This is a genomic window from Mesotoga sp. UBA5825 (genome assembly GCF_002432955.1).
Taxonomy (GTDB): domain Bacteria; phylum Thermotogota; class Thermotogae; order Petrotogales; family Kosmotogaceae; genus Mesotoga.
In genome coordinates this window covers 1-18,344 of record NZ_DJHG01000093.1, presented here as the reverse complement: position 1 = coordinate 18,344, position 18,344 = coordinate 1, and the positions used below count along the sequence as shown (strand labels likewise).

General features: G+C 46.2%; 17 protein-coding genes and 2 pseudogenes. 14 read left to right on the top strand and 5 right to left on the bottom strand.

The window, feature by feature from the left end:
* The 3 genes and pseudogenes from B3N33_RS09245 to B3N33_RS09235 all read right to left on the bottom strand — a co-directional run.
* Positions 1–814, bottom strand: a pseudogene (locus B3N33_RS09245) (metallopeptidase); the annotation flags it as partial.
* A gap of 5 nt (positions 815–819) precedes the next feature.
* Positions 820–1,716 carry a DUF881 domain-containing protein gene (locus B3N33_RS09240; protein ID WP_292593111.1) on the bottom strand — a complete coding sequence of 299 codons (897 nt, stop codon included), beginning with the start codon at positions 1,714–1,716 and terminating at the stop codon, positions 820–822.
* 48 nt (positions 1,717–1,764) lie between these two features.
* Positions 1,765–2,037 carry an HU family DNA-binding protein gene (locus B3N33_RS09235; RefSeq protein WP_103133832.1) on the bottom strand — a complete coding sequence of 91 codons (273 nt, stop codon included), beginning with the start codon at positions 2,035–2,037 and terminating at the stop codon, positions 1,765–1,767.
* A gap of 216 nt (positions 2,038–2,253) precedes the next feature.
* On the opposite strand from B3N33_RS09235, the gene B3N33_RS09230 reads away from it, so the two are divergent.
* The 9 genes from B3N33_RS09230 to rpsB all read left to right on the top strand — a co-directional run bounded on the left by B3N33_RS09230 (position 2,254) and on the right by rpsB (position 9,598).
* Entirely contained in the window at positions 2,254–3,174 is a 921-nt protein-coding gene (locus B3N33_RS09230; protein WP_292593109.1) for an ABC transporter substrate-binding protein, read from the top strand.
* A complete protein-coding gene (locus B3N33_RS09225) occupies positions 3,158–3,919 on the top strand; it encodes an ABC transporter permease (RefSeq protein WP_214078705.1) in 762 nt (253 codons plus the stop codon). Before B3N33_RS09230 ends, B3N33_RS09225 begins: the two co-directional genes overlap by 17 nt.
* Positions 3,903–4,592 carry an ABC transporter ATP-binding protein gene (locus B3N33_RS09220; RefSeq protein WP_292593107.1) on the top strand — a complete coding sequence of 230 codons (690 nt, stop codon included), beginning with the start codon at positions 3,903–3,905 and terminating at the stop codon, positions 4,590–4,592. Before B3N33_RS09225 ends, B3N33_RS09220 begins: the two co-directional genes overlap by 17 nt.
* 58 nt (positions 4,593–4,650) lie before the next feature.
* Positions 4,651–5,187 carry a YceD family protein gene (locus B3N33_RS09215; protein WP_103133829.1) on the top strand — a complete coding sequence of 179 codons (537 nt, stop codon included), beginning with the start codon at positions 4,651–4,653 and terminating at the stop codon, positions 5,185–5,187.
* Positions 5,188–5,204: 17 nt separating this feature from the next.
* Positions 5,205–5,387 carry a 50S ribosomal protein L32 gene (gene rpmF, locus B3N33_RS09210; RefSeq protein WP_099829059.1) on the top strand — a complete coding sequence of 61 codons (183 nt, stop codon included), beginning with the start codon at positions 5,205–5,207 and terminating at the stop codon, positions 5,385–5,387.
* A gap of 3 nt (positions 5,388–5,390) precedes the next feature.
* Complete coding sequence (gene plsX, locus B3N33_RS09205; RefSeq protein WP_292588272.1) at positions 5,391–6,389, top strand: phosphate acyltransferase PlsX; 999 nt, start codon at positions 5,391–5,393, stop codon at positions 6,387–6,389.
* A 1-nt stretch (position 6,390) separates the two neighbouring features.
* Positions 6,391–8,217, top strand: coding sequence for a glutamine--fructose-6-phosphate transaminase (isomerizing) (gene glmS, locus B3N33_RS09200; RefSeq protein WP_292588270.1), 1,827 nt, complete (start codon positions 6,391–6,393; stop codon positions 8,215–8,217).
* A 106-nt stretch (positions 8,218–8,323) separates the two neighbouring features.
* Positions 8,324–8,710, top strand: a complete 387-nt coding sequence (rsfS, locus tag B3N33_RS09195; protein ID WP_103133826.1) for a ribosome silencing factor — start codon at positions 8,324–8,326, stop codon at positions 8,708–8,710.
* Between the two features lie 78 nt (positions 8,711–8,788).
* Positions 8,789–9,598, top strand: coding sequence for a 30S ribosomal protein S2 (rpsB, locus tag B3N33_RS09190; protein WP_214061347.1), 810 nt, complete (start codon positions 8,789–8,791; stop codon positions 9,596–9,598).
* Between the two features lie 117 nt (positions 9,599–9,715).
* Here the strand turns inward: rpsB and B3N33_RS09185 are convergent.
* Both B3N33_RS09185 and B3N33_RS09180 read right to left on the bottom strand, forming a co-directional pair.
* Positions 9,716–10,051, bottom strand: a pseudogene (locus B3N33_RS09185) (transposase); the annotation flags it as partial.
* A gap of 26 nt (positions 10,052–10,077) precedes the next feature.
* Positions 10,078–10,497, bottom strand: coding sequence for a C-GCAxxG-C-C family (seleno)protein (locus B3N33_RS09180; protein ID WP_214059790.1), 420 nt, complete (start codon positions 10,495–10,497; stop codon positions 10,078–10,080).
* A 113-nt stretch (positions 10,498–10,610) separates the two neighbouring features.
* On the opposite strand from B3N33_RS09180, the gene B3N33_RS09175 reads away from it, so the two are divergent.
* From B3N33_RS09175 to B3N33_RS13060, 5 genes are all read left to right on the top strand, one after another.
* Complete coding sequence (locus tag B3N33_RS09175) at positions 10,611–11,774, top strand: amidohydrolase (protein ID WP_214059791.1); 1,164 nt, start codon at positions 10,611–10,613, stop codon at positions 11,772–11,774.
* 821 nt (positions 11,775–12,595) lie between these two features.
* Positions 12,596–14,128 carry a B12-binding domain-containing radical SAM protein gene (locus B3N33_RS09170; RefSeq protein ID WP_214079762.1) on the top strand — a complete coding sequence of 511 codons (1,533 nt, stop codon included), beginning with the start codon at positions 12,596–12,598 and terminating at the stop codon, positions 14,126–14,128.
* Positions 14,129–14,281: 153 nt separating this feature from the next.
* Entirely contained in the window at positions 14,282–15,541 is a 1,260-nt protein-coding gene (locus tag B3N33_RS09165; protein ID WP_292593102.1) for a 2-hydroxyacyl-CoA dehydratase subunit D, read from the top strand.
* Complete coding sequence (locus tag B3N33_RS09160) at positions 15,538–17,268, top strand: acyl-CoA dehydratase activase (protein ID WP_292593100.1); 1,731 nt, start codon at positions 15,538–15,540, stop codon at positions 17,266–17,268. The genes B3N33_RS09165 and B3N33_RS09160 overlap by 4 nt, the downstream gene beginning before the upstream one ends.
* A gap of 147 nt (positions 17,269–17,415) precedes the next feature.
* The gene (locus B3N33_RS13060; RefSeq protein ID WP_214061525.1) at positions 17,416–17,580 is read left to right on the top strand and encodes a hypothetical protein; all 165 of its coding nucleotides are present in this window, start codon (positions 17,416–17,418) and stop codon (positions 17,578–17,580) included.
* The last annotated feature ends 764 nt before the right edge of the window (positions 17,581–18,344 follow it).

Sequence of the window (18,344 nt, the reverse complement as noted above, 5' to 3'; positions counted from 1 at the left end):
CTAGATTGACCGCAAGCTCGCGTGTCCTGGAGTCCATTTCCTCAATCCTCAATACCAGTTCGTTGAAAACCTCTGCATCTATAACGGCCGATCCAACAGTCTCTTCAAGTTCTGCAAGCCTCCTTGCAATCGAATCATATCTTGCGCTATCGATGGCTGAAGTATCCGTTCTTGCTGCAAGCTGCTCGATCTTTCGCACGAGTTCTTCGTATTTCCCGTCATCTCGCTCAGGCTCCTGTTGAACAACAACAACTTCAGTGTTCTTTATCTCTTCTATTCTTCTGAGGAGCTCTTCGAATTTCGCCTCATCAATTGAGCTGTCGTAGCTACCCACTTCGGAGATTCTCTGGACGAGCTCTGTGTATCTTGAAGAGTTCAGAGATTCTAGGGCCTGGACTTTTCTGTTAAGATCGTCGATCTCCCGCGTCATTATGTTGGTTTCTACCGAGCTGATCAATACTCCGTCGATCTTGTCATAGAGCGTCTTAACGATTGCTGCAGACGAGGCGGAGTCTATAACCGATTCAGCAAGCATATTCTTTATTATCTGAAGTTCTGCTCTCAGCGCTTCAAGCTCATCATAGCCTGCATAGGTGGGCTCTATTGCTTGAACAAAGTTTATGCGAAAGGCAAGCTCCTGTACAGCATCTTCAAGCTCAACTATCTTCCTTTGACTAAGAGCAATAGAGTCAATCTTCTCTTCAATAGCATCCATCTTTGCAAGAAAATCATCTCTAGTAATGAACGGAGAGTTACACCCCGTGAAGAGCACGAAAACAGGTATAAGAAGAGTAAGAAGGGTAACCTTTTTCAACTGAATCAACCCCCTCCCGCGGGAATGGTAATAAACTCAAGAGGCAGAAAAGTCATTTCAATCTCCCTGCCCTTGAAAAACTCCTTCAAGAGACCCAGACCGGAAACCAAATAATCATAATCGCCCAACACCTCAATAACAATAGGCGAAATTTGAGTAGGTACATCATCAATTATAACAGTTGCTCCTACGCAACGCACGTAAGTATATGGCATTATTCTCTTCCCATTTAATGAGATCTTAGTTGCCCTCAAGGCATATATTTCGTTCAGAATCATAAGGATATCGCTGTCATGGATAATGCTACTTCCTTTGAAGCCAGATTCAATTCTTATTCGTACACCTTTTCCAACCTCTTCCTCGTAAAACTCACTCCGAGTACTGTAAGGGACAACAGTTCCCGAAACGGCGTTTTTGACATCAACCATACTGGATTCTACAAGCGACTTGAGCTCTTCCAGCTGCCACTCAAGAGAGACAATCTTTCCTCTTATTCCCTCTATCTGGGTCGAGTAGTCTACAGTCTCTCTTCTGTCCAGTGAAGCGAGCTGATTCCGAATGTTTTGCATATCATTTGAGAGATTTGTCAACGAGTCCCCAACGGAAGTACTGCTAACAGCAGCCGAGACTGAGTTCAGGTTTGCAATAATCCCCTGAAAATCGGTGATTATCTTCGAAAGATCCTGTCTCACTTCAAGAGAAGAGAGTGAGTCGAGATTCAGGTTGAGTTGGGAAACTCTTTCGGACATGGTCTGAAGTTTGTTCTCTATTTCCCTTGTACTGAGACTTGAAACCATTTCATCGCCAAACTGCCTGAGAAAGTAGATGTTCAAGAAAGCACCCAAAGCCACAATAATAATGAAGATAACAAAGAGAACCCAGATTCCTTTCAAGTCTTTCACTCCAAAACAAAAGCGGCGGCAACTCCGGCCGCCGCAGAGTCTACGACACTATTTTACCTTTTCCTTCAGTTCCTTTCCAGGTACGAATTTAGGAACTTTTCCGCCCGGTATCGTAATGGGCTTCTTGGTTCTCGGATTGACACCCTTTCTGGCCTTCCTTGAAGCTACCATAAATGTGCCAAAACCAACGAGTCTCACAACATCACCTTTAGACAGTGTCTTTTCGATGATCTCGATCACTGTGTCAAGGGTCTTTCCAGCATCTTTCTTAGTAACACCCGTTTTCTCAGCGATTTCAGCGATGAGTTCTTTTTTGTTCATACTGTTCCCCCCTTCGCATGAGATGTCGCTATTATTCTACCACTCAGAGCTCAAATTACCAAACTCCTTATAGAGGGCGATTCTAGCCTTCATCGGGAAGAAATCGGCCCTGAGAGTTCTGATTCGGCTTCAGGCTCGCGATTTGGCCTTCAAAGCTGTTAAGCCGTCGTCAGGCAGGCGAATTGAGTGTATAATTGCTAGTGGAGGTGGTTCTATATGAAGAAACTCATTATTACAGTTTTAGTGGTGTCTCTAGCCCTCGTATCTTTTGGCATCAATTACATAAATCCAGTTGGTCCTACTCTAATTCCGATTGCTGAGTTACTCTCCTCGGATATCTCTAATGAAGTCCCGGGTCTCGAAATCAATTTGTGGAGAAGCGTAGACGAAGCGATTTCAATGCTGGTTACAGGGAGGGCACAGATAAGCCTTCTTCCCGTAACCGTTGGAGTTAAGCTGGCAGCTTCTGGAGTAGATATTAAGCTCGCGGCAGTGAGCATGTGGAATGGCTTCTATTTCATATCTACAGAGAAGCCGATAGATGATATAAAAGACCTGGTAGGAACGGTGATCTATACCTTGCAGGCACCCGGTCAGACAGCAGACACCATTCTTCGCGGCGCCCTTGAGTCCCGTGGATATGAAGTCGGAAGAGATGTGTCGATAGTCTACGTAGGCGGCGCCGAGTCTGTGCAGCTTCTTGCGAGCGGAAAAGCCAAGCTCATACTTGTACCTGAACCGTTTGCTTCTCTTGCCGAGGCTCGTGTTCAAAGTGTAATAAGGTCCATGCCGATTGAAGATCTATGGGAAAGCTTCAACGATAGGAGAATCAACATTCCTACATCGGGGATATTCGTAAGCGGTTCTCTCGATAGAAGTGTTGTCGAATCATTCCTTCTCCTTTACCAGCAGTCCATGAGCCTGTCGCTCGCTAATAGGGAGAAGACTGCGGAGATAGTGTCAGAAAAGATGGGTGGCTTCCCCATTCCTGTACTGCAGAAGGCAATGGATACAGCAGGCTTTCTATTTGCAAACTCCGAAAAAGCCAGGGAAGAAACAACGATATATATTGAAAAGCTGCGGGAACTCGATCAGGAACTGACGGGTGATATTGATCTAGATGCTCTCTTCTTCTAGAAGGAAACAGCTTGCGCCAATTCTCTCGGTAGGTTTTCTTCTACTGGTGTGGTTTGTCGCATCTCTGCTGGTTTCAAGCAACCTTCTATTGCCTGGTCCAGGCGAAACAATAGCGGAATTCACGAAAATACTCTCAAGCGCTAGAGGCTGGTCGAATATTGTCGAAACATGCTCAAAGGCTTTTATTGGGCTTTTTCTCGCGCTGGGGATGGCCATGGTGACCGGGTTTCTTATGGGTCTGATCGATGTATTGTATGAATTGCTCAGACCGTTGGTAGTGATTCTCCAGTCTATTCCTATCGTATCCTGGCTTGCTCTGGCGATCTTCTGGTGGGGGGTAGGGTTCTCTTCTCCAGTATATATTGTATTGCTTACGCTATTTCCTATCTTCACAATTAATATTGCAGAGGGAGTCAGAAACGTAGACAAGAAGTTGGTAGAGATGGCAAAAGTTTACAGGCTCTCCAGGAAGGTTGTTCTCAGGAAGATCTATCTTTCCTCTGCCTTTCCCTTCATAGTGTCGTCAATGAGAGTGGGGGTTGGAATCATGTGGAAATCAGTCGCAGTAGCTGAGTTCATGGTTGGGGCATCCGGTATAGGAAGAGCAATGTCCGATGCGAAGTACTCAATAAACACTACCAGAGTCTTCGCTTACACTCTGATCCTTGTGATTCTCGGCATACTTACCGAGAAGCTTCTAGATCTGCTAATAGGAAGGAGTGCCCGCTATGCACTTAAGAATTAGAGATCTGCATAAGCAGTTTGACGGGGAGAAGATAATTGATGGTTTCAGCTACTCTATAGACGGTGATTTCTTCCTAACGATCCTCGGCAGCTCCGGCTGCGGTAAAACCACACTACTGAGAATCATCGGCGGTATCCTGAAGCCCGATAGCGGAACTGTTGAACTTGACAGCAAACGCTTGGGATTTGTATTCCAGGACGATAGGTTAATCCCGTGGTTGACGGCTGCCCAGAATATCTCGATTGTCTCACCTGGGTGCGACCCGGTTGAGTTTCTCTCATTTGTTGGACTGAAGAAGCATAAGAGCAAGTATCCTTCTCAGCTAAGCGGCGGGATGTGCAGGAGAGTCAATATAGCGAGGGCGTTAGCCTTCAACCCTGATATCATTCTTTTGGACGAGCCGTTCAGTTCTCTAGATGTTGTAATTAAGGACAGGCTGATGGAAGACATCCAGAAAATCTGGATGAGGAGGGGAATCAGTGTGATAATGGTTACACATGATCCTGCGGAGGCAGCGAGGCTCTCGACAGACATAATAATCATACAGGACAAACTTTCGAAGACTGATTCTATAGATCTCGGCAGTCCGGAAGAGAGAACAATGGACGAAATCGATCGAATAGCTCGTAGCCTGTTATCTAGAATGAAGGAATCTTCTTCATTTGTTCAATGAAACGTGAGTAAATTGAAATAGCAGTGATGTAGTATTTGCTGGCACAGAGGTGATTGAAATGGCGAAAATCCATGAGTTAATCGTTGATCTGAACAGCTTCGAATTCAAGAAGACGATAGATGTCGTTCTGGACCCAGACTTCACAGAAGAGATAAAGCTGACAAGCGCTGCAGAGACCCACATCGAATTGTATAAAGATAAGGATTCGATCATTGTAACAGGTTCGGTGAAAACAATCCTCGAAGAGAACTGCGCAAGGTGTTTGAAAGAAGTCTCAATCCCGATTGAAGGAACAATTGAAGCCACCTACGTACTTCAAGACAGTGTTGTTTTTGCAGAAGACGGCACAAGCGCCGACCTGGATAATGTTCTGAGGCTTGAGGGAGATCTGCTGGACTTGTCAGAACGCGTTATTGAGGCTATAATTGTTGAGGTTCCTCAGAAGGTTCTGTGCGAAAAAGACTGTGCAGGTCTGTGTCCATATTGTGGAGCAAACCTTAACGATGAGCAAAACCATTCGTGCCAGAAGAGGGAAGAGATTCAGGATGAATGGCACAAGGCTATTTCCGACCTGAGAGAGAAATTGAAGAGCTAGATATAGGAGGGATTAGAGTGGCCGTTCCAAAGCAAAAGCGAAGCAGGAGCAGAACCCGCTTGAAGCGCGCAAAGACATATAGTGCGATCAAAGTGGCTGTTTCTACATGTCCAAACTGCGGCGAACCAAAACAGCCACACAGAGTGTGCCTGCACTGTGGCTATTATGGAGGAAGACAGATTCTTGAGATTGGTGAGTAACAGATGCAAGGCGTAAGAATTGCCCTCGATGCTTTTGGTGGAGATAATGCTCCCGAAGTTAACATAGACGGTGCTTTTCTTGCTCTCGAAGAGTTTCACGATCTTGAGATAGTTCTGGTAGGAAAAGAAGAAAGTCTCAAGCCTTTGCTGAAAGAGACGCCTGAAAGCTCAAGAATTCGAATAGTTGATGCGGGAGAGGTTTTTCCGATGTCGGAGAAGCCTTCTCTTTTGCTGAGAAAAAAGGAGACCTCTCTTTACAAAGCCGCACAGCAGGTGAAAGACGGAAAGGTCGATGCTCTTGTTTCTGCAGGGAATACGGGCGGGGTTCTTGCCGCCGCACTTTTCATTGTGGGAAGAATAAAAGGCGTTGATCGAGGCGCTATCGCCGTTCTAACTCCCTCCAAGAATGGATTCACCATACTGGTCGATGCCGGAGCAAACTCCGAAGTCAGGTCTGAGCACCTGCGCGACTTCGGCAGAATGGGCTATGAATACGCGAAGCTTCTCGGAAGAACCAACCCGAAGGTTGGGTTGCTTAATGTTGGTGAGGAGCAAGAGAAAGGTACTGAACTCACTAAGCAGGCATTCGACTATCTGAAAGCTGAACTTGGCGATGATTTTGCTGGGAATGTTGAAGGCAGTGATATCAACTACGGAGATGTAGATGTAGTTGTCTGCAGCGGATTCGACGGCAACGTTGCCATGAAAGCAATGGAAGGCACGGGAAAGCTGATTTCAGCAACGCTTAAGAAAGAAATCAAGCGGAGCGGTCTTTTCGGACTGATCGGTGCTCTCTTTCTCAAACGCGCGCTGGAACGGCTGAAAAGAGCTATGGACCCGAGTGAGTACGGAGGTGCTTTCATCCTTGGTGTTAAAGGGGCCGTTGTGAAGGCCCACGGCAATTCTAATGCCCTCGCCATAAAGAACGCAATTAGAGTTGCTTACCAGGGAGTCAAGGGCGATCTAGTTAAGAGCCTCGAAATGAAGATTGGAGAAAAGTAGTATGTGCGGCATTGTTGGAATGGTTGGAGAAGACCTCACAATAAGAAAGCTTGTAGATGCCCTGAAGAAGCTTGAATATAGAGGCTACGACTCCGCAGGAGTTGCCGTGAACAGTCGAGAAGGTCTAAGAGTAACGAAGGCCGTTGGAAGGATTTCCGCTCTCGAAAAGATTCTTGGAGACGAGCTGGATTCGAGCGTTGTTCAGGGAATTGCCCACACCAGATGGGCAACTCATGGAGGGCCTTCCGATTTCAATGCACATCCTCATACCGATTGCACGGGAAAGATAGCGGTTGTGCACAATGGTATTATCGAGAATTTCGACGTTCTGCGAATAGATCTAGAAAAGAAGGGCCACATTTTCAAGTCGGTTACCGACACAGAGGTAATAGCCCATCTCATTGAAGACCATTATTCCGGTGACATTGTTTCAGCCGTAAGGCATACTTTGGTGGATCTTGAAGGTGCGTATGCAATTGGCGTAGTTCATCAGGACCATCCCGACGTAATCGTTGCAGCTCGCAAAGGGAGTCCCCTTGTCGTAGGATCTACTGGCGAAAGCGGCTATCTTGCCTCAGACGTTACGCCTCTATTGAAGCATATTAGAGACGTCTACTTCATTGATGATGGAGAACTTGCCGTAATTCGTCCAGGCAGTGTAAGTATATCCAGATTGGACGGCACATCTGTTAGAAAATCGTCAACTAGGATAACCTGGGGCGAGGACTCGGCTGAAAAGGGCGGCTATGATCATTTCATGCTCAAAGAGATATTCGAAGAGCCACAGACTCTTAGAAATGCTCTCATGTCCAGAATCAAGGATGGAGCTCCCAGGTTCAAAGAGGTTGATCATCTGAAAGAAGAGATCGCGAAGGCTAGATCGATAACTGTACTGGCTTGCGGAACAAGTTACCACGCAGGATTAGTCTTCCAGAGATTCATACAGGACTATTCTGGGATTCGGATAGAAGTTGAAGTGGCTTCAGAATTTCGTTACAGAAGATTGCCGGAAGGATTCAGTGACCTTGTCATAGCTATTTCCCAATCAGGTGAGACGGCAGATACTCTTGAGGGGATTCGTAAGGCGAAAAGACTTGGAACCAGAATCATATCTCTTACAAATGTTGTTGGGTCCACAATTTCGAGAGAGAGCGACGCAGTGATTTATATAAATGCCGGTCCGGAGATAGGTGTGGCAGCCACCAAAACTTACGTCGCACAGGTTGCAGTCCTGCTTCTTCTGGGAGCCTGCATCTCCAGCATCATAGGTCAAAGCAGTTCAGATATCGCAAAGATTGTTAATGAGCTGGAAGGGATGCCCACGGTTTTTGAGAATACACTCCCAGCCGCTAACGAACAGTGTAAAAGACTGGCAGCGGAATACTCCGATTTCAAACATTTCATGTACATGGGTAGAGGGTATAGCTATGCAACTGCCCTGGAAGGCGCCTTGAAGCTCAAAGAGATCAGTTATATTCACGCAAGCGGTTATCAAGCCGGAGAGCTTAAGCATGGCCCTATAGCTTTACTGGATAAGGACTTTCCGGTCTTTGCAATAGTTCCTGAGGATGAATTGAAGTCGAAGATGATTTCCAACATAATGGAGACCAGAGCAAGAGATGCAAAGGTTCTGGCTATCTGTTCAGAGAACGATAAAGAAGTCTCAAAGACCGTGAACAGTCGTATCGAGGTTCCTCGTGTTCTCGATCCCCTATATCCGCTGGTGATGTCACCTTATCTGCAGCTCTTCGCATACTACATCGCGGTTAAGAGAGGGCTAGATCCAGACAAACCGAGAAACCTGGCTAAGAGCGTCACTGTTGAATAGAGAGAATCAAGATCGATTTTGGCGCGGTTCTGGAAGTGATTTTGCATGGATCGTTTTCTGAAGGGTTTTTTCGGAGTACGGTGAACCGTCAACGGATGACCATGATATGAATAGGAGAATCAATTTGGATAACGTAGTTAAGGAGATCGCAGACATTTTGGATGAAAAGCATGGAGAAGACATCGTAATACTGGACGTCTCCAAGGTGTCAAATCTATCTGATTACTTTGTCGTAGCAACCGCCAATTCTGACCCCCATATGGGTGCTCTTCGAGAGGCGATACTCGAGTACATCGAAAAGGAAACCGTCGAGATCATCTACTATGACAAAGGAAAAGGCTATGATTGGCTGGTAATAGATGGCGGTTACTTCATCGTCCACATATTCAGTAAGAAGGGAAGAGAGTTCTATTCTCTCGAAGACCTTTGGTTGAATGCAAAGCGTTACACATATAGAGATCTCGTCGCTGACGAGGACAACACACGGCAGTAATCGCAGTCGATCCCGGTGCCCCTTCTGTAGGGGTCGATCGGCGCAAAGCCGGAGGAAAACCAAAACGGAGGTGTATTTGTGTCGGTAGTATCTATGAAACAGCTTCTCGAAGCCGGAGTTCACTTCGGTCACAGAACGAGAAGATGGAACCCCAAGATGAAGCCGTATATTTATGGTGAGAGAAAAGGCATCTACATCGTAGACCTTCAGAAGACACTTAAGCTCATTGAAGAGGCCTATGAGTATGTGAGAAATTCTGCTCAGGAAGGTGCAACGTTCCTTTTTGTTGGCACAAAGAGACAGGCTCAGCAAATCGTACAGGAAGAAGCGAAGAGATGTGACTCCTTTTACGTCAACAGCCGCTGGCTCGGTGGCCTTTTGACGAATTTCGCTACGATCAAGAAGAGAATCGAGGCTCTCAAGAACTTCGAAGAAATGGAAGAGTCGGGAAAGCTCGCCGCTCTACCCAAGAAAGAGCAGAGCATGATCAACAAAAGGCTCGATAAGCTTAGAAAGAACCTGAGCGGTGTCAAAGAAATGCAGAAGCTTCCCGATGTTATCTTCATTGTTGACCCCAAACAAGAAGAGATCGCCGTTGCAGAAGCCAACAAACTCGGCATAAAGGTTATCGGTATAGCAGACACCAACTGTGATCCAGATGTAATAGACTTCATAATCCCCGGAAACGACGACGCCATAAGGGCAATTCAGTTGATCGTTCATACCATGGCCGATGCTATTCTTGAGGGCAGAGAGGGTCTAAACGCCGCTGCTCTCGAAACTAAGAAAGAATCGACTGCCGAAAAAACTGTCGAAGTCTCTTCAGATGAAGAAAAACCCTCCGAAGAATTAGTCGATGACTCAGATGATTCAGAGGACGAAGAATAATAGAAGCAATTTACGCCTTTAGTAAGTCGGGGAGCCTTTCGGCTCCCCGTTTTTTTAACTAATCAAGGTTCTGTCTCTTTTTTTGTGTAAACCCCTTTTTTGTAATGGGTTTAAGAATCAGCTTATGTACTTAGCTAATCTTTCATACTTTATCACAAGTTGAGTAAGGATCTTTGACCATTCAAGTGGTCTTACTGTCCATTTCTTTGTTATATTTATTATTGCTAGATAAGCCATCTTTAAGAGAGAAGTATCCGTAGGAAAGACTCCCTTATTCTTCGTTACCTTCCTCAGTTGTCTATTAACTGATTCAATGGGATTAGTTGTATAAACCAATCTTCTCAGTTCCTCTGGATATTGAAAGAAGGTTGAAAGAGATTCCCAGTTTTCCTTCCAGCTTTTTATTGACAAGTGGTATTTGTCTCCCCACTTCTCTTCTAGTGCAAGCAATGCTCTCGTTTCTTTTCATTTGATCGTCATCAGTTAGTCTTTTCTCTTTCGTACTTGACGATTATCTCTTCAAGCACTTTCGCGGCCATTCTTACGGTCGGCTCACATCCGATAACTTCATCCCTGTACTTTTCTTTAAGTACTTTGCAATCAAGATGACCGTATCTCTTCTCGAATTCCTCAAGGAATTCTTCGGCGATACGTTTCATTTTCTCTTGTTTCTCGAATTCTTCACTGTTGAAAAGAATGCCAATCACCGCGAGGGAACCCGTTACTGCACCGCAAACGCTTCCGACTCTCATTCCTCCCCCGAAGGCACCCATGGTGTCGAACGCTTCTTTGGGAAGATTTAGATTGAATTCCTCGTTTGCTCCGTAAACCATCGCCTCTGCACAGTTTCTCTCTAGATCGTTTCTTGAATACTCCCTTCCTACAGCATCTTCAAGCATAATATACTCCTTCCTGACAGTCGGCTCCAGAACAAGACGGCATATCGATAAGTGTGCATTACGTATCACTTCTGATAGAATCTAAATATATTACTGAACTAAGGAGGTCTTTCATGTCAATACTACTAAAGAATGGTACAGTTTACCCTATCACATCCGATCCATTCAAAGGCGATGTCCTGATCGGTAACGGAAAGATTGAGCGGATAGGCCAGGGAATAGAGGAACCTGATGCAGAGGTAATTGATGCTTCGGGAAAGTATATTTTCCCCGGTTTCATTGATGCCCACTCTCATATTGGAATCTATGAAGAGGGTGTAGGCGGCTATTACGGAGATGGAAACGAAGCGACAGATCCTCTTACTCCCGATGTTTCAGTCGTTGACGCGTTTAATCCTCAGGATGCCGCAATAAAGCGCGCGTTATCAGGAGGAGTCACTACTGTCATGGTTGTTCCCGGTAGTGCGAACCCGGTCGGGGGTCAGGGCGCTATCTTCAAGTTCAAGAAAACCCTGATAGTCGACGACATGGTTGTCCGCGCTCCAGCAGGTTTGAAGATGGCGACAGGAGAGAACCCCAAGAGAGTCTACGGAGAAGGTTTCAAGAAAACGCCTTCCACTAGACTGGGAACGGCAGCTGTTATCCGTGGTTACTTCACAAAAGTCAGGGCCTACATTGAGAAGAAGAAGGCTGCTGAGAAAGAGGGAAAGCCCTTCACGGATATAGACCCGAAACTTGAGGTAGGAGAAAAAGTGCTCAAGAAGGAAATCCCCGCAAGAATTCACGCTCACAGACAGGATGATATTCTGACTGCAGTAAGGCTATCAAAGGAGTTTGATTTTGATCTTGTTGTGGAGCACGCAACTGAAGGCTACAAGATAGTAGATTTTCTCAAGAATAACAATGTTCCGGTTGTTCTTGGACCTATTTTCGGTTTTCGAACGAAACTCGAGCTTAAGGACATGAGTTACGATGCGCCAAGAATACTCAACGAAAAAGGCGTCCTGGCAGCTTTCATGTGTGATCATCCAGTCATTCCTCTTGAAAATACGAACGTTCAACTCGGTGTGGCTTTACGTTACGGCTCCAAAGAGGACGATCTATTCAAGATGGTGACGATAAATGCTGCGAAGATTTTGAAGATAGATGAGAGAGTTGGATCACTTGAAGTTGGAAAAGACGCAGATATTGCTATCTGGACTGATCATCCATTCAACCTTTCGGCGAAGGCAGAGAGAGTATTCATTGAAGGTGAAGAAGTATATAGCGATCTTTGATAAACGCTTTCTGTAAATATATCGAATTATTTGATGCGATTTAGGATCAAGCTTTGCCCGCGCTCTTCGTTGCGAGAGAAGAGTTCGTGGATTTAATTTGAGTGGAGGCCTTTTCAGGGGATAGGCTTCTCGTTTGAACCGGGAGCGCGAATCCAAGAAACTCAATGTAAGTGAAGCATTTGCCGAGAATTTCGCGAGGTGGGAATGGTCTGATGCACCATTTAAGAAACAAAAACTAGGCAATTGGACAAGCCTCTCTTGACAATTCGGCTTTGTGCGAGGTCTTGGAAAACCGAAACCTTTAACTCTCTTGTAGCCAGGTTGGGTGACTCTCACGAAATAGTAAGGGGTGGGTTCTATGAGTCGTTCTTGTTGAACAGAGAGAGATGCCGAGATAAACTGGTCCTTATTGATTGCGCAATTCTCGCCGTCATGCAGCAGCTCCTGAGGATTTTAACCATTCGACCAGGACGATGTCAAAGAAGCGGCATCTCGTCATGACCCAAGGATTCTCGTCATGAATTCGCTGAGACAAAGCGTTTCAAGTATGCTGGCGAGTTCTCTTGACTAGCCTGCGTGGTAAAATTGATATTACAGCGGGATAAGTAATCGAGTCCATGTTTTCAATGAGAATACTCTTTCGTTATAACAACTACGGTAAAGTGACTTAGACCGACAGCTGAACAATGAGGTCAAATCAACTCTAGGTAATGTCACGGCAGTTTTCGCAGTCTCTTATCCCGCAGATTGAACTGTTTCGCGCGAACGTTCTATTACGGAAACAGAGTCATGGGTATCTTAAGAAAAAAGGAAGTGAGATCTTGAGAGTTCTGTTGGTTTACCCTGAATACCCGGAGACATTCTGGAGTTTCAAGCATGCTTTGAAGTTTGTTTCTAAGAAAGCGGCGTATCCCCCACTTGGTCTCATGACCGTTGCTGCCATGTTGCCCGAAGAATGGGAGAAGAAGCTCATCGATATGAACACGGACACTCTGCGTGATGAAGATATCACAGAATCCGACTACGTAATGATTAGCTCGATGGACATTCAGCTTGACTCGGCAAAGAAGGTCATTCAAAGGTGCAGAGAGCTTGGTGTCAAAACTGTAGCGGGCGGGCCGCTTTTCACAACCAGACCCGAGGAGTTCAGTGAAGTCGATCATCTTGTTCTTGGCGAGGCAGAAATGACTCTGGCTCCGTTTCTTCATGATTTAGAGAAAGGCCAGGCTAAGCACATTTACAGATCTGACGGCTTTCCAGATATCGGAACCAGCCCCATTCCAAACTGGGCGCTTCTTGACATGAGAAAGTACTCTTCAATGAACATTCAATATTCCAGAGGTTGTCCTTATAATTGTGAGTTCTGTGACATTGTTCTGCTAAACGGACGAATTCCCAGGACGAAGAGCGCGGAAAAACTCACTGCCGAAATGGAAGCATTATATGAGGCTGGTTGGCGCGGGGGAGTCTTCATTGTGGACGACAATTTCATCGGCAACAAGACGAAGCTGAAGAGAGAGATTCTTCCGGCAGTAGCCGAATGGATGAAAGAGAGGAATTATCCTTTTGTACTGAATACAGAAGTCTCAATTGATCTTTCGGATGACGATGAACTCATGAAACTCATGGTCGACGCAAATTTTGGAACCGTCTTCGTCGGCATAGAGACTACCGAGGAGGAAAGCCTTCTTGAATGCGGTAAGTATCAGAATCGAAACAGAGATTTACTCTCATCTGTAAAGAAGATGCAGCAGTTTGGGCTGCAGGTTCAGGGCGGATTCATTGTGGGCTTCGATCACGATAAGCCTTCGGTATTCAGAAACATGATCGATTTCATTCAGAAGAGCGGTATAGTGACGGCAATGGTTGGTGTCCTCACTGCGCCTACAGGTACAAGACTCTTCATGAGGTTGAAAGAAGAGAACAGGATCGCATCGGAGTTCTCTGGAAATAACACAAGCATTCTGACTAACATAGTTCCTAAGATGGGACTCAAGAACCTTGAAGACGGTTACTATGAGATACTTAAGAGCATCTACGCTCCTAAACCTTACCGTCAGAGAGTCATTACCTTTCTTAAGAACTATAAACCTAATACACCTAGACATGTAAGACCCCTTTCCGATAGTCTTAAGGCTTTTCTGAAGTCCCTATGGGTACTTGGAATCCGTGAAAGAGGCAGAATACACTACTGGCTACTGTTACTGTGGACGGCCTTCTTTAAGCCGTCGCTTTTCCCACTGTCGGTGGAATTTGCGATATACGGCTATCACTTTCGGAAATCCCTTTCCTTTGCCCTGTTTGGAGAGAGCGGGTCAATACCGCCCAGTCATGCAGAAAGAGATTCAGAGTGATCAAGCATATCGCGGGCGCGAAGTAGCTGACCGGTGAACTATCAGACTCTTTGTTCGTAAGAGGTTATAATTGAGTTCAGTCAAATATCCCGACTCAAAGGGACAATGGGTTGATAACAGCAATTCATTGTGGCAGGAGCGAGAGTATAGTAGATGTCGCGAAAGAGTGTGAAATTCGGAAGCTTTCTAAGAAATTACATAGATGATACCGAAAAGTTCAAGAAATGGCTTCAGTTAGGCATGGGATTTGAGAACCTCAGAAGAAGGCATTTTCCAGACAGGGGTCGACCTCGATTTGTCAATACGGTCAATCATCTAGCGCTTGAGGAAGTCTATTTTGCAATAAAGGGTATCAGTACCGTGTGGGTGAATCTCATGGCCCCTTCTGAGCTTCTTCTTTCTGCGGGTCTTAACCCCGTCTCTGCCGAAGGCATTTCTGGAGCGCTTTCGTCGATGCATCTTGAGGACACGGCGATAGCATATTCTTCACAGGCGGGAATAAGCGACTCCCTCTGTACGTTTCATAGAGCTTCTGTTGGAGTATCTATGAGAAAGCTTCTCCCCCCGCCAAAGTTGGTGATGACGACAAGCATTCTCTGCGATGGAAATCTTCCAACCTTCAAAAGAATAGCCAAGGAATACGATGTTCCTTTCATTTTGATAGATGTGCCAAGAGGTCGAAAGAGTGAGGCTGTAGGATACGTTCTCTCGCAACTGAAAGAAGTTGTCGGCACGATCGAAGAAATCACAGGGGCCCCCTTCAAAATGGATGAGTTGTCGTTGAGATTGTCTTATGAAAGAGAACTCATGGAAAACCTCGAGGAGTCGAAAGCCAGAACGGAAGACTCGTATCTGCCTCAGCACTTGTATGAACACATGAACTCGTTGTATGTACTTCATACTCTGGCCGGGGATGGGAGAATTGCGGCGGCCTCCAGAGGTATCCACGAAAGGCTTGAAGCGATTTCCGAAAACGCGAGGAAGATCCTCTGGCTTCACATTCCTCCCTATTACGATAATGAGCTTTTCAATCTCTTCGTTCCGGGATCGAAGAACCTCGTGGTTGCCAGTGAGCTCATGTGGGACTGGATGTATCCGGTTGATCCACAGCGACCACTTGAGAGTCTCGCAGAGAAACTTGTCTATAATCCTCTTTGTGGAAGCGTGGTCGATCGTGGAAACTTCTGCCTGGATCTTGCACGCAGCTTTAGGGTAGATGGAGTGATCCACTTTTCTCACTGGGGATGCAGACAGTCGGCCGGAGGAGTGAGTTACTTGAAGAGTATATTCGAAGAGGAGAGAATTTCCTTTCTTGAGTTGACGGGTGACTGTGTTGACCATTCATCTCAGGGAGCCGGGCAGCTGCGGACTAGGACAGAAGCATTCCTGGAAATTGTGGAGAAGAGAAGATGATCTATTATTCATGCAGCTACATACCAATGGAAGTGATGCTCGGAAGCGCCTGTGAATTCCACAGAATCACCTCCTCTGCTCCGACCTCTTGTCACGAACTTGGATGCAATTTGTGCGGTTATGCAAAGACCGTCTACAAAAAAGGGATGGAACTGAATTCAGATGATTGTCTCTTGATAGCCGACTCTTGTGATGCGATGCGCAGAGTCGGAGATCTTCTCTCAGAGCTTTCGTCAGCCAAGGTTTTCATCCTCAGACTTCCGTGGAAGAGAGATGCTGACGCGGTGAAATTCCTTTGCCGCGAGCTTGTCGGTCTGACAGCTTTCCTCCAGAACTCCGGTATTACAGTTGACCTGCATACTGGAATAAACCGATTCAACGATATTGTGGAGTATGTGCAGGCAAATGAAATGCTGGTTGAAGGGACGGAGTTATCAAGGCTTTACCTTTCGGCGCTAGATGGCAGGAAAGCCGAAGTGAGCCCTTCTATTGCCAAGAGCGATGGACCGGGAAAACGGATTGCACTTAGCGGCGGAGTGACTGATCTGAAAAGCTTCGATAATGCAGTGGAGAAGGCCGGCGCAATAACAGTATCAAATGAGACCTGCCTGGGAAGAAGACCGTTTTCTAGCAAGACCGCCGATAACATCGAACCACTGGTTGCGATTGCCGAACGTCTGCTGAGGTGGAGATCTCCTTGTGGTCGCTTCTCCGAGCCATTTCCAGCTTCAGATGACAGAGCAGATGCGACTGTCTTTGTGGTTCCTAAGTTTTGCGACTTCTTCGACTTTGTTCGTGCCGGCGACAACGGAAAGAGTTACAGAGTTGAACTCGATTTTCCTCTAAATTCAGATGGACAGCTGACCACAAGAATCGGGGCTTTGATGGAGAAGAGTGACTTCAGATCAGTATCGCATGCTGAGGAGGGAAGTACGGTGATTTACGCAGGAGTTGATTCAGGTTCTACGACTACCAATGGCGTTCTGGTTGACGGGAACGGCAGGATACTCTTCTCGAAGACTTTGAAAACGGGAATTAGGGCCTCGAATACAGCAGAAGTTCTTATACAGGAGATGACCGAATTCTCCCGCAAGAATGGAAATCAAATTGGAAAGTGCATTTCTACGGGCTATGGAAGGCTGCTCGTATCATCTGCAAGTGATAAGATCACAGAAATCTCATGTCACGCCAGAGGCGTTTTCGAACTCTACCCCGAAGCCCGAGGAATCATCGACATAGGCGGTCAGGACAGCAAAGTTATCCGATTGAATTCCGGGGGAAGTGTAGAAGACTTTGCAATGAATGATAAGTGCGCCGCCGGAACGGGAAGGTTTCTTGAAGTGATGGCTTCTGCTCTTGAGCTTGGCACCGAAGAGATGTCGTCGCTTGCCCGAAAATCAAAGAAGGACATTTCGATCAGTTCGGTTTGCACTGTATTTGCCGAGTCTGAAGTTGTTTCGCTGATAGGATTGGGAGAAAGAATTGAGGATATTTCGGCCGGTCTATTCAAGGCGATAGCAAGAAGAGTGGGAGCGATGTATTCAAGATTGGGATCTCCAGAACCTCTTGTCTTCACCGGAGGGGTTGCGAGAAACCCCGGGGTAGTGGAGGCTTTGAATAAGTTGTTTGGAACGGAGATCCTCATCCCCGAAATACCCGATATAATGGGAGCTTACGGCGCCGCTTTGTTCGCAAGAGAGTCGAGTTCCGAGAGCGACATTGGATGAGCTTTTGAACTTCGCAGTTCTATGATTTGTCAGTGATGTGTAGGAGGTATATTTCATGGATCACCATGAAGAACTACGCAAGATTCCGAGTATTAGTGAAGAGATTATTGAAGACATCTACCATGTGAGACCAACTAAGGATCCTGGATAGTCGATCACGAAAGTGAAGAGAGAATCATTAATCGGTTTGACGAAAAGGTCGATACAATTACCGCTGCTTCGGAGTTAGCTGGCAGCAGTCCTGAAGGCAAGTTAGTGATTCATGATTCCAAGGGAAATGTCGATAGAGACGAGACCGTAAGAATTAGGTAAGTCACTTCAGGAAAAATTCGGAGGCACGCGAGTTTTCATTCCAGTCGCAGTCCACACTCGTTTAAGCAGACACTGAAAATGAAGAGTCGTTGACCGTCCGAAAGCAAGGACGCGTTCACCGATAAGATCGAGAGGAGACGAGAGAAATCCTTTCGAGAAGTTCGCTTCGCCCACGGGACGGCCAGAATATTGAAGTCAGCCACTATTGAAACAAAACGAATTGCACTGACTAGTATATTTGTGTGCAATGCCGTCGGGCAAAGCCCGACTGGTCTGCATAAGCAGAGTCGTGCGCTCCGATCCTTCAGATCCGATCTTCATTTCTCTTTCCTGGTGACGCAAAGTCGAAACCCTTCCCTAACCTCATCCCGTTATTCTGACATGCTGGTCAGAATCTCGATCTTTGAAACAGTTGCCAGTGACAAGTTGCGAGTTGAATAAGAAAATGGTTGTCCGTTATGGGTTCTCCGTTCTCCAAGACCGAGAGTTGCAAGTTCCATGATGCAAGTTGCAGGAACGGTTATATGTAAACGGTTCTCCGTTCTCCGAAAGGAAAAATCAGTTCCAAGATGCGGGAACGATTCTGCGTTAGCCGTTCTCTCTTCTTTGACAAAGAATGAAAAAGAGCGTTGAAGGCATGTCCAGGGTTTTGGCTTTTCACAGCGTAGAACGGGTTTTCTGCTCTTAAGCGTGCAGCGGCTCTTTCAGCGACCAGCGGGTCCTCGCTCTTAAGCGCACAGCGGGATCTTCGGTGGACGGTGGAC

Coding starts and splice junctions, on each gene's coding strand:
- B3N33_RS09235 (WP_103133832.1), bottom strand. CDS start 2,037: ATGAACAAAAAAGAACTCATCGCTGAAATCGCTGAGAAAACGGGTGTT.
- plsX (WP_292588272.1), top strand. CDS start 5,391: ATGCAAGGCGTAAGAATTGCCCTCGATGCTTTTGGTGGAGATAATGCT.
- glmS (WP_292588270.1), top strand. CDS start 6,391: ATGTGCGGCATTGTTGGAATGGTTGGAGAAGACCTCACAATAAGAAAG.
- B3N33_RS09220 (WP_292593107.1), top strand. CDS start 3,903: ATGCACTTAAGAATTAGAGATCTGCATAAGCAGTTTGACGGGGAGAAG.
- B3N33_RS09160 (WP_292593100.1), top strand. CDS start 15,538: ATGATCTATTATTCATGCAGCTACATACCAATGGAAGTGATGCTCGGA.
- B3N33_RS09230 (WP_292593109.1), top strand. CDS start 2,254: ATGAAGAAACTCATTATTACAGTTTTAGTGGTGTCTCTAGCCCTCGTA.
- rsfS (WP_103133826.1), top strand. CDS start 8,324: ATGAATAGGAGAATCAATTTGGATAACGTAGTTAAGGAGATCGCAGAC.
- B3N33_RS09180 (WP_214059790.1), bottom strand. CDS start 10,497: ATGCTTGAAGATGCTGTAGGAAGGGAGTATTCAAGAAACGATCTAGAG.
- B3N33_RS09215 (WP_103133829.1), top strand. CDS start 4,651: ATGGCGAAAATCCATGAGTTAATCGTTGATCTGAACAGCTTCGAATTC.
- B3N33_RS09225 (WP_214078705.1), top strand. CDS start 3,158: ATGCTCTCTTCTTCTAGAAGGAAACAGCTTGCGCCAATTCTCTCGGTA.
- B3N33_RS09165 (WP_292593102.1), top strand. CDS start 14,282: ATGTCGCGAAAGAGTGTGAAATTCGGAAGCTTTCTAAGAAATTACATA.
- B3N33_RS09175 (WP_214059791.1), top strand. CDS start 10,611: ATGTCAATACTACTAAAGAATGGTACAGTTTACCCTATCACATCCGAT.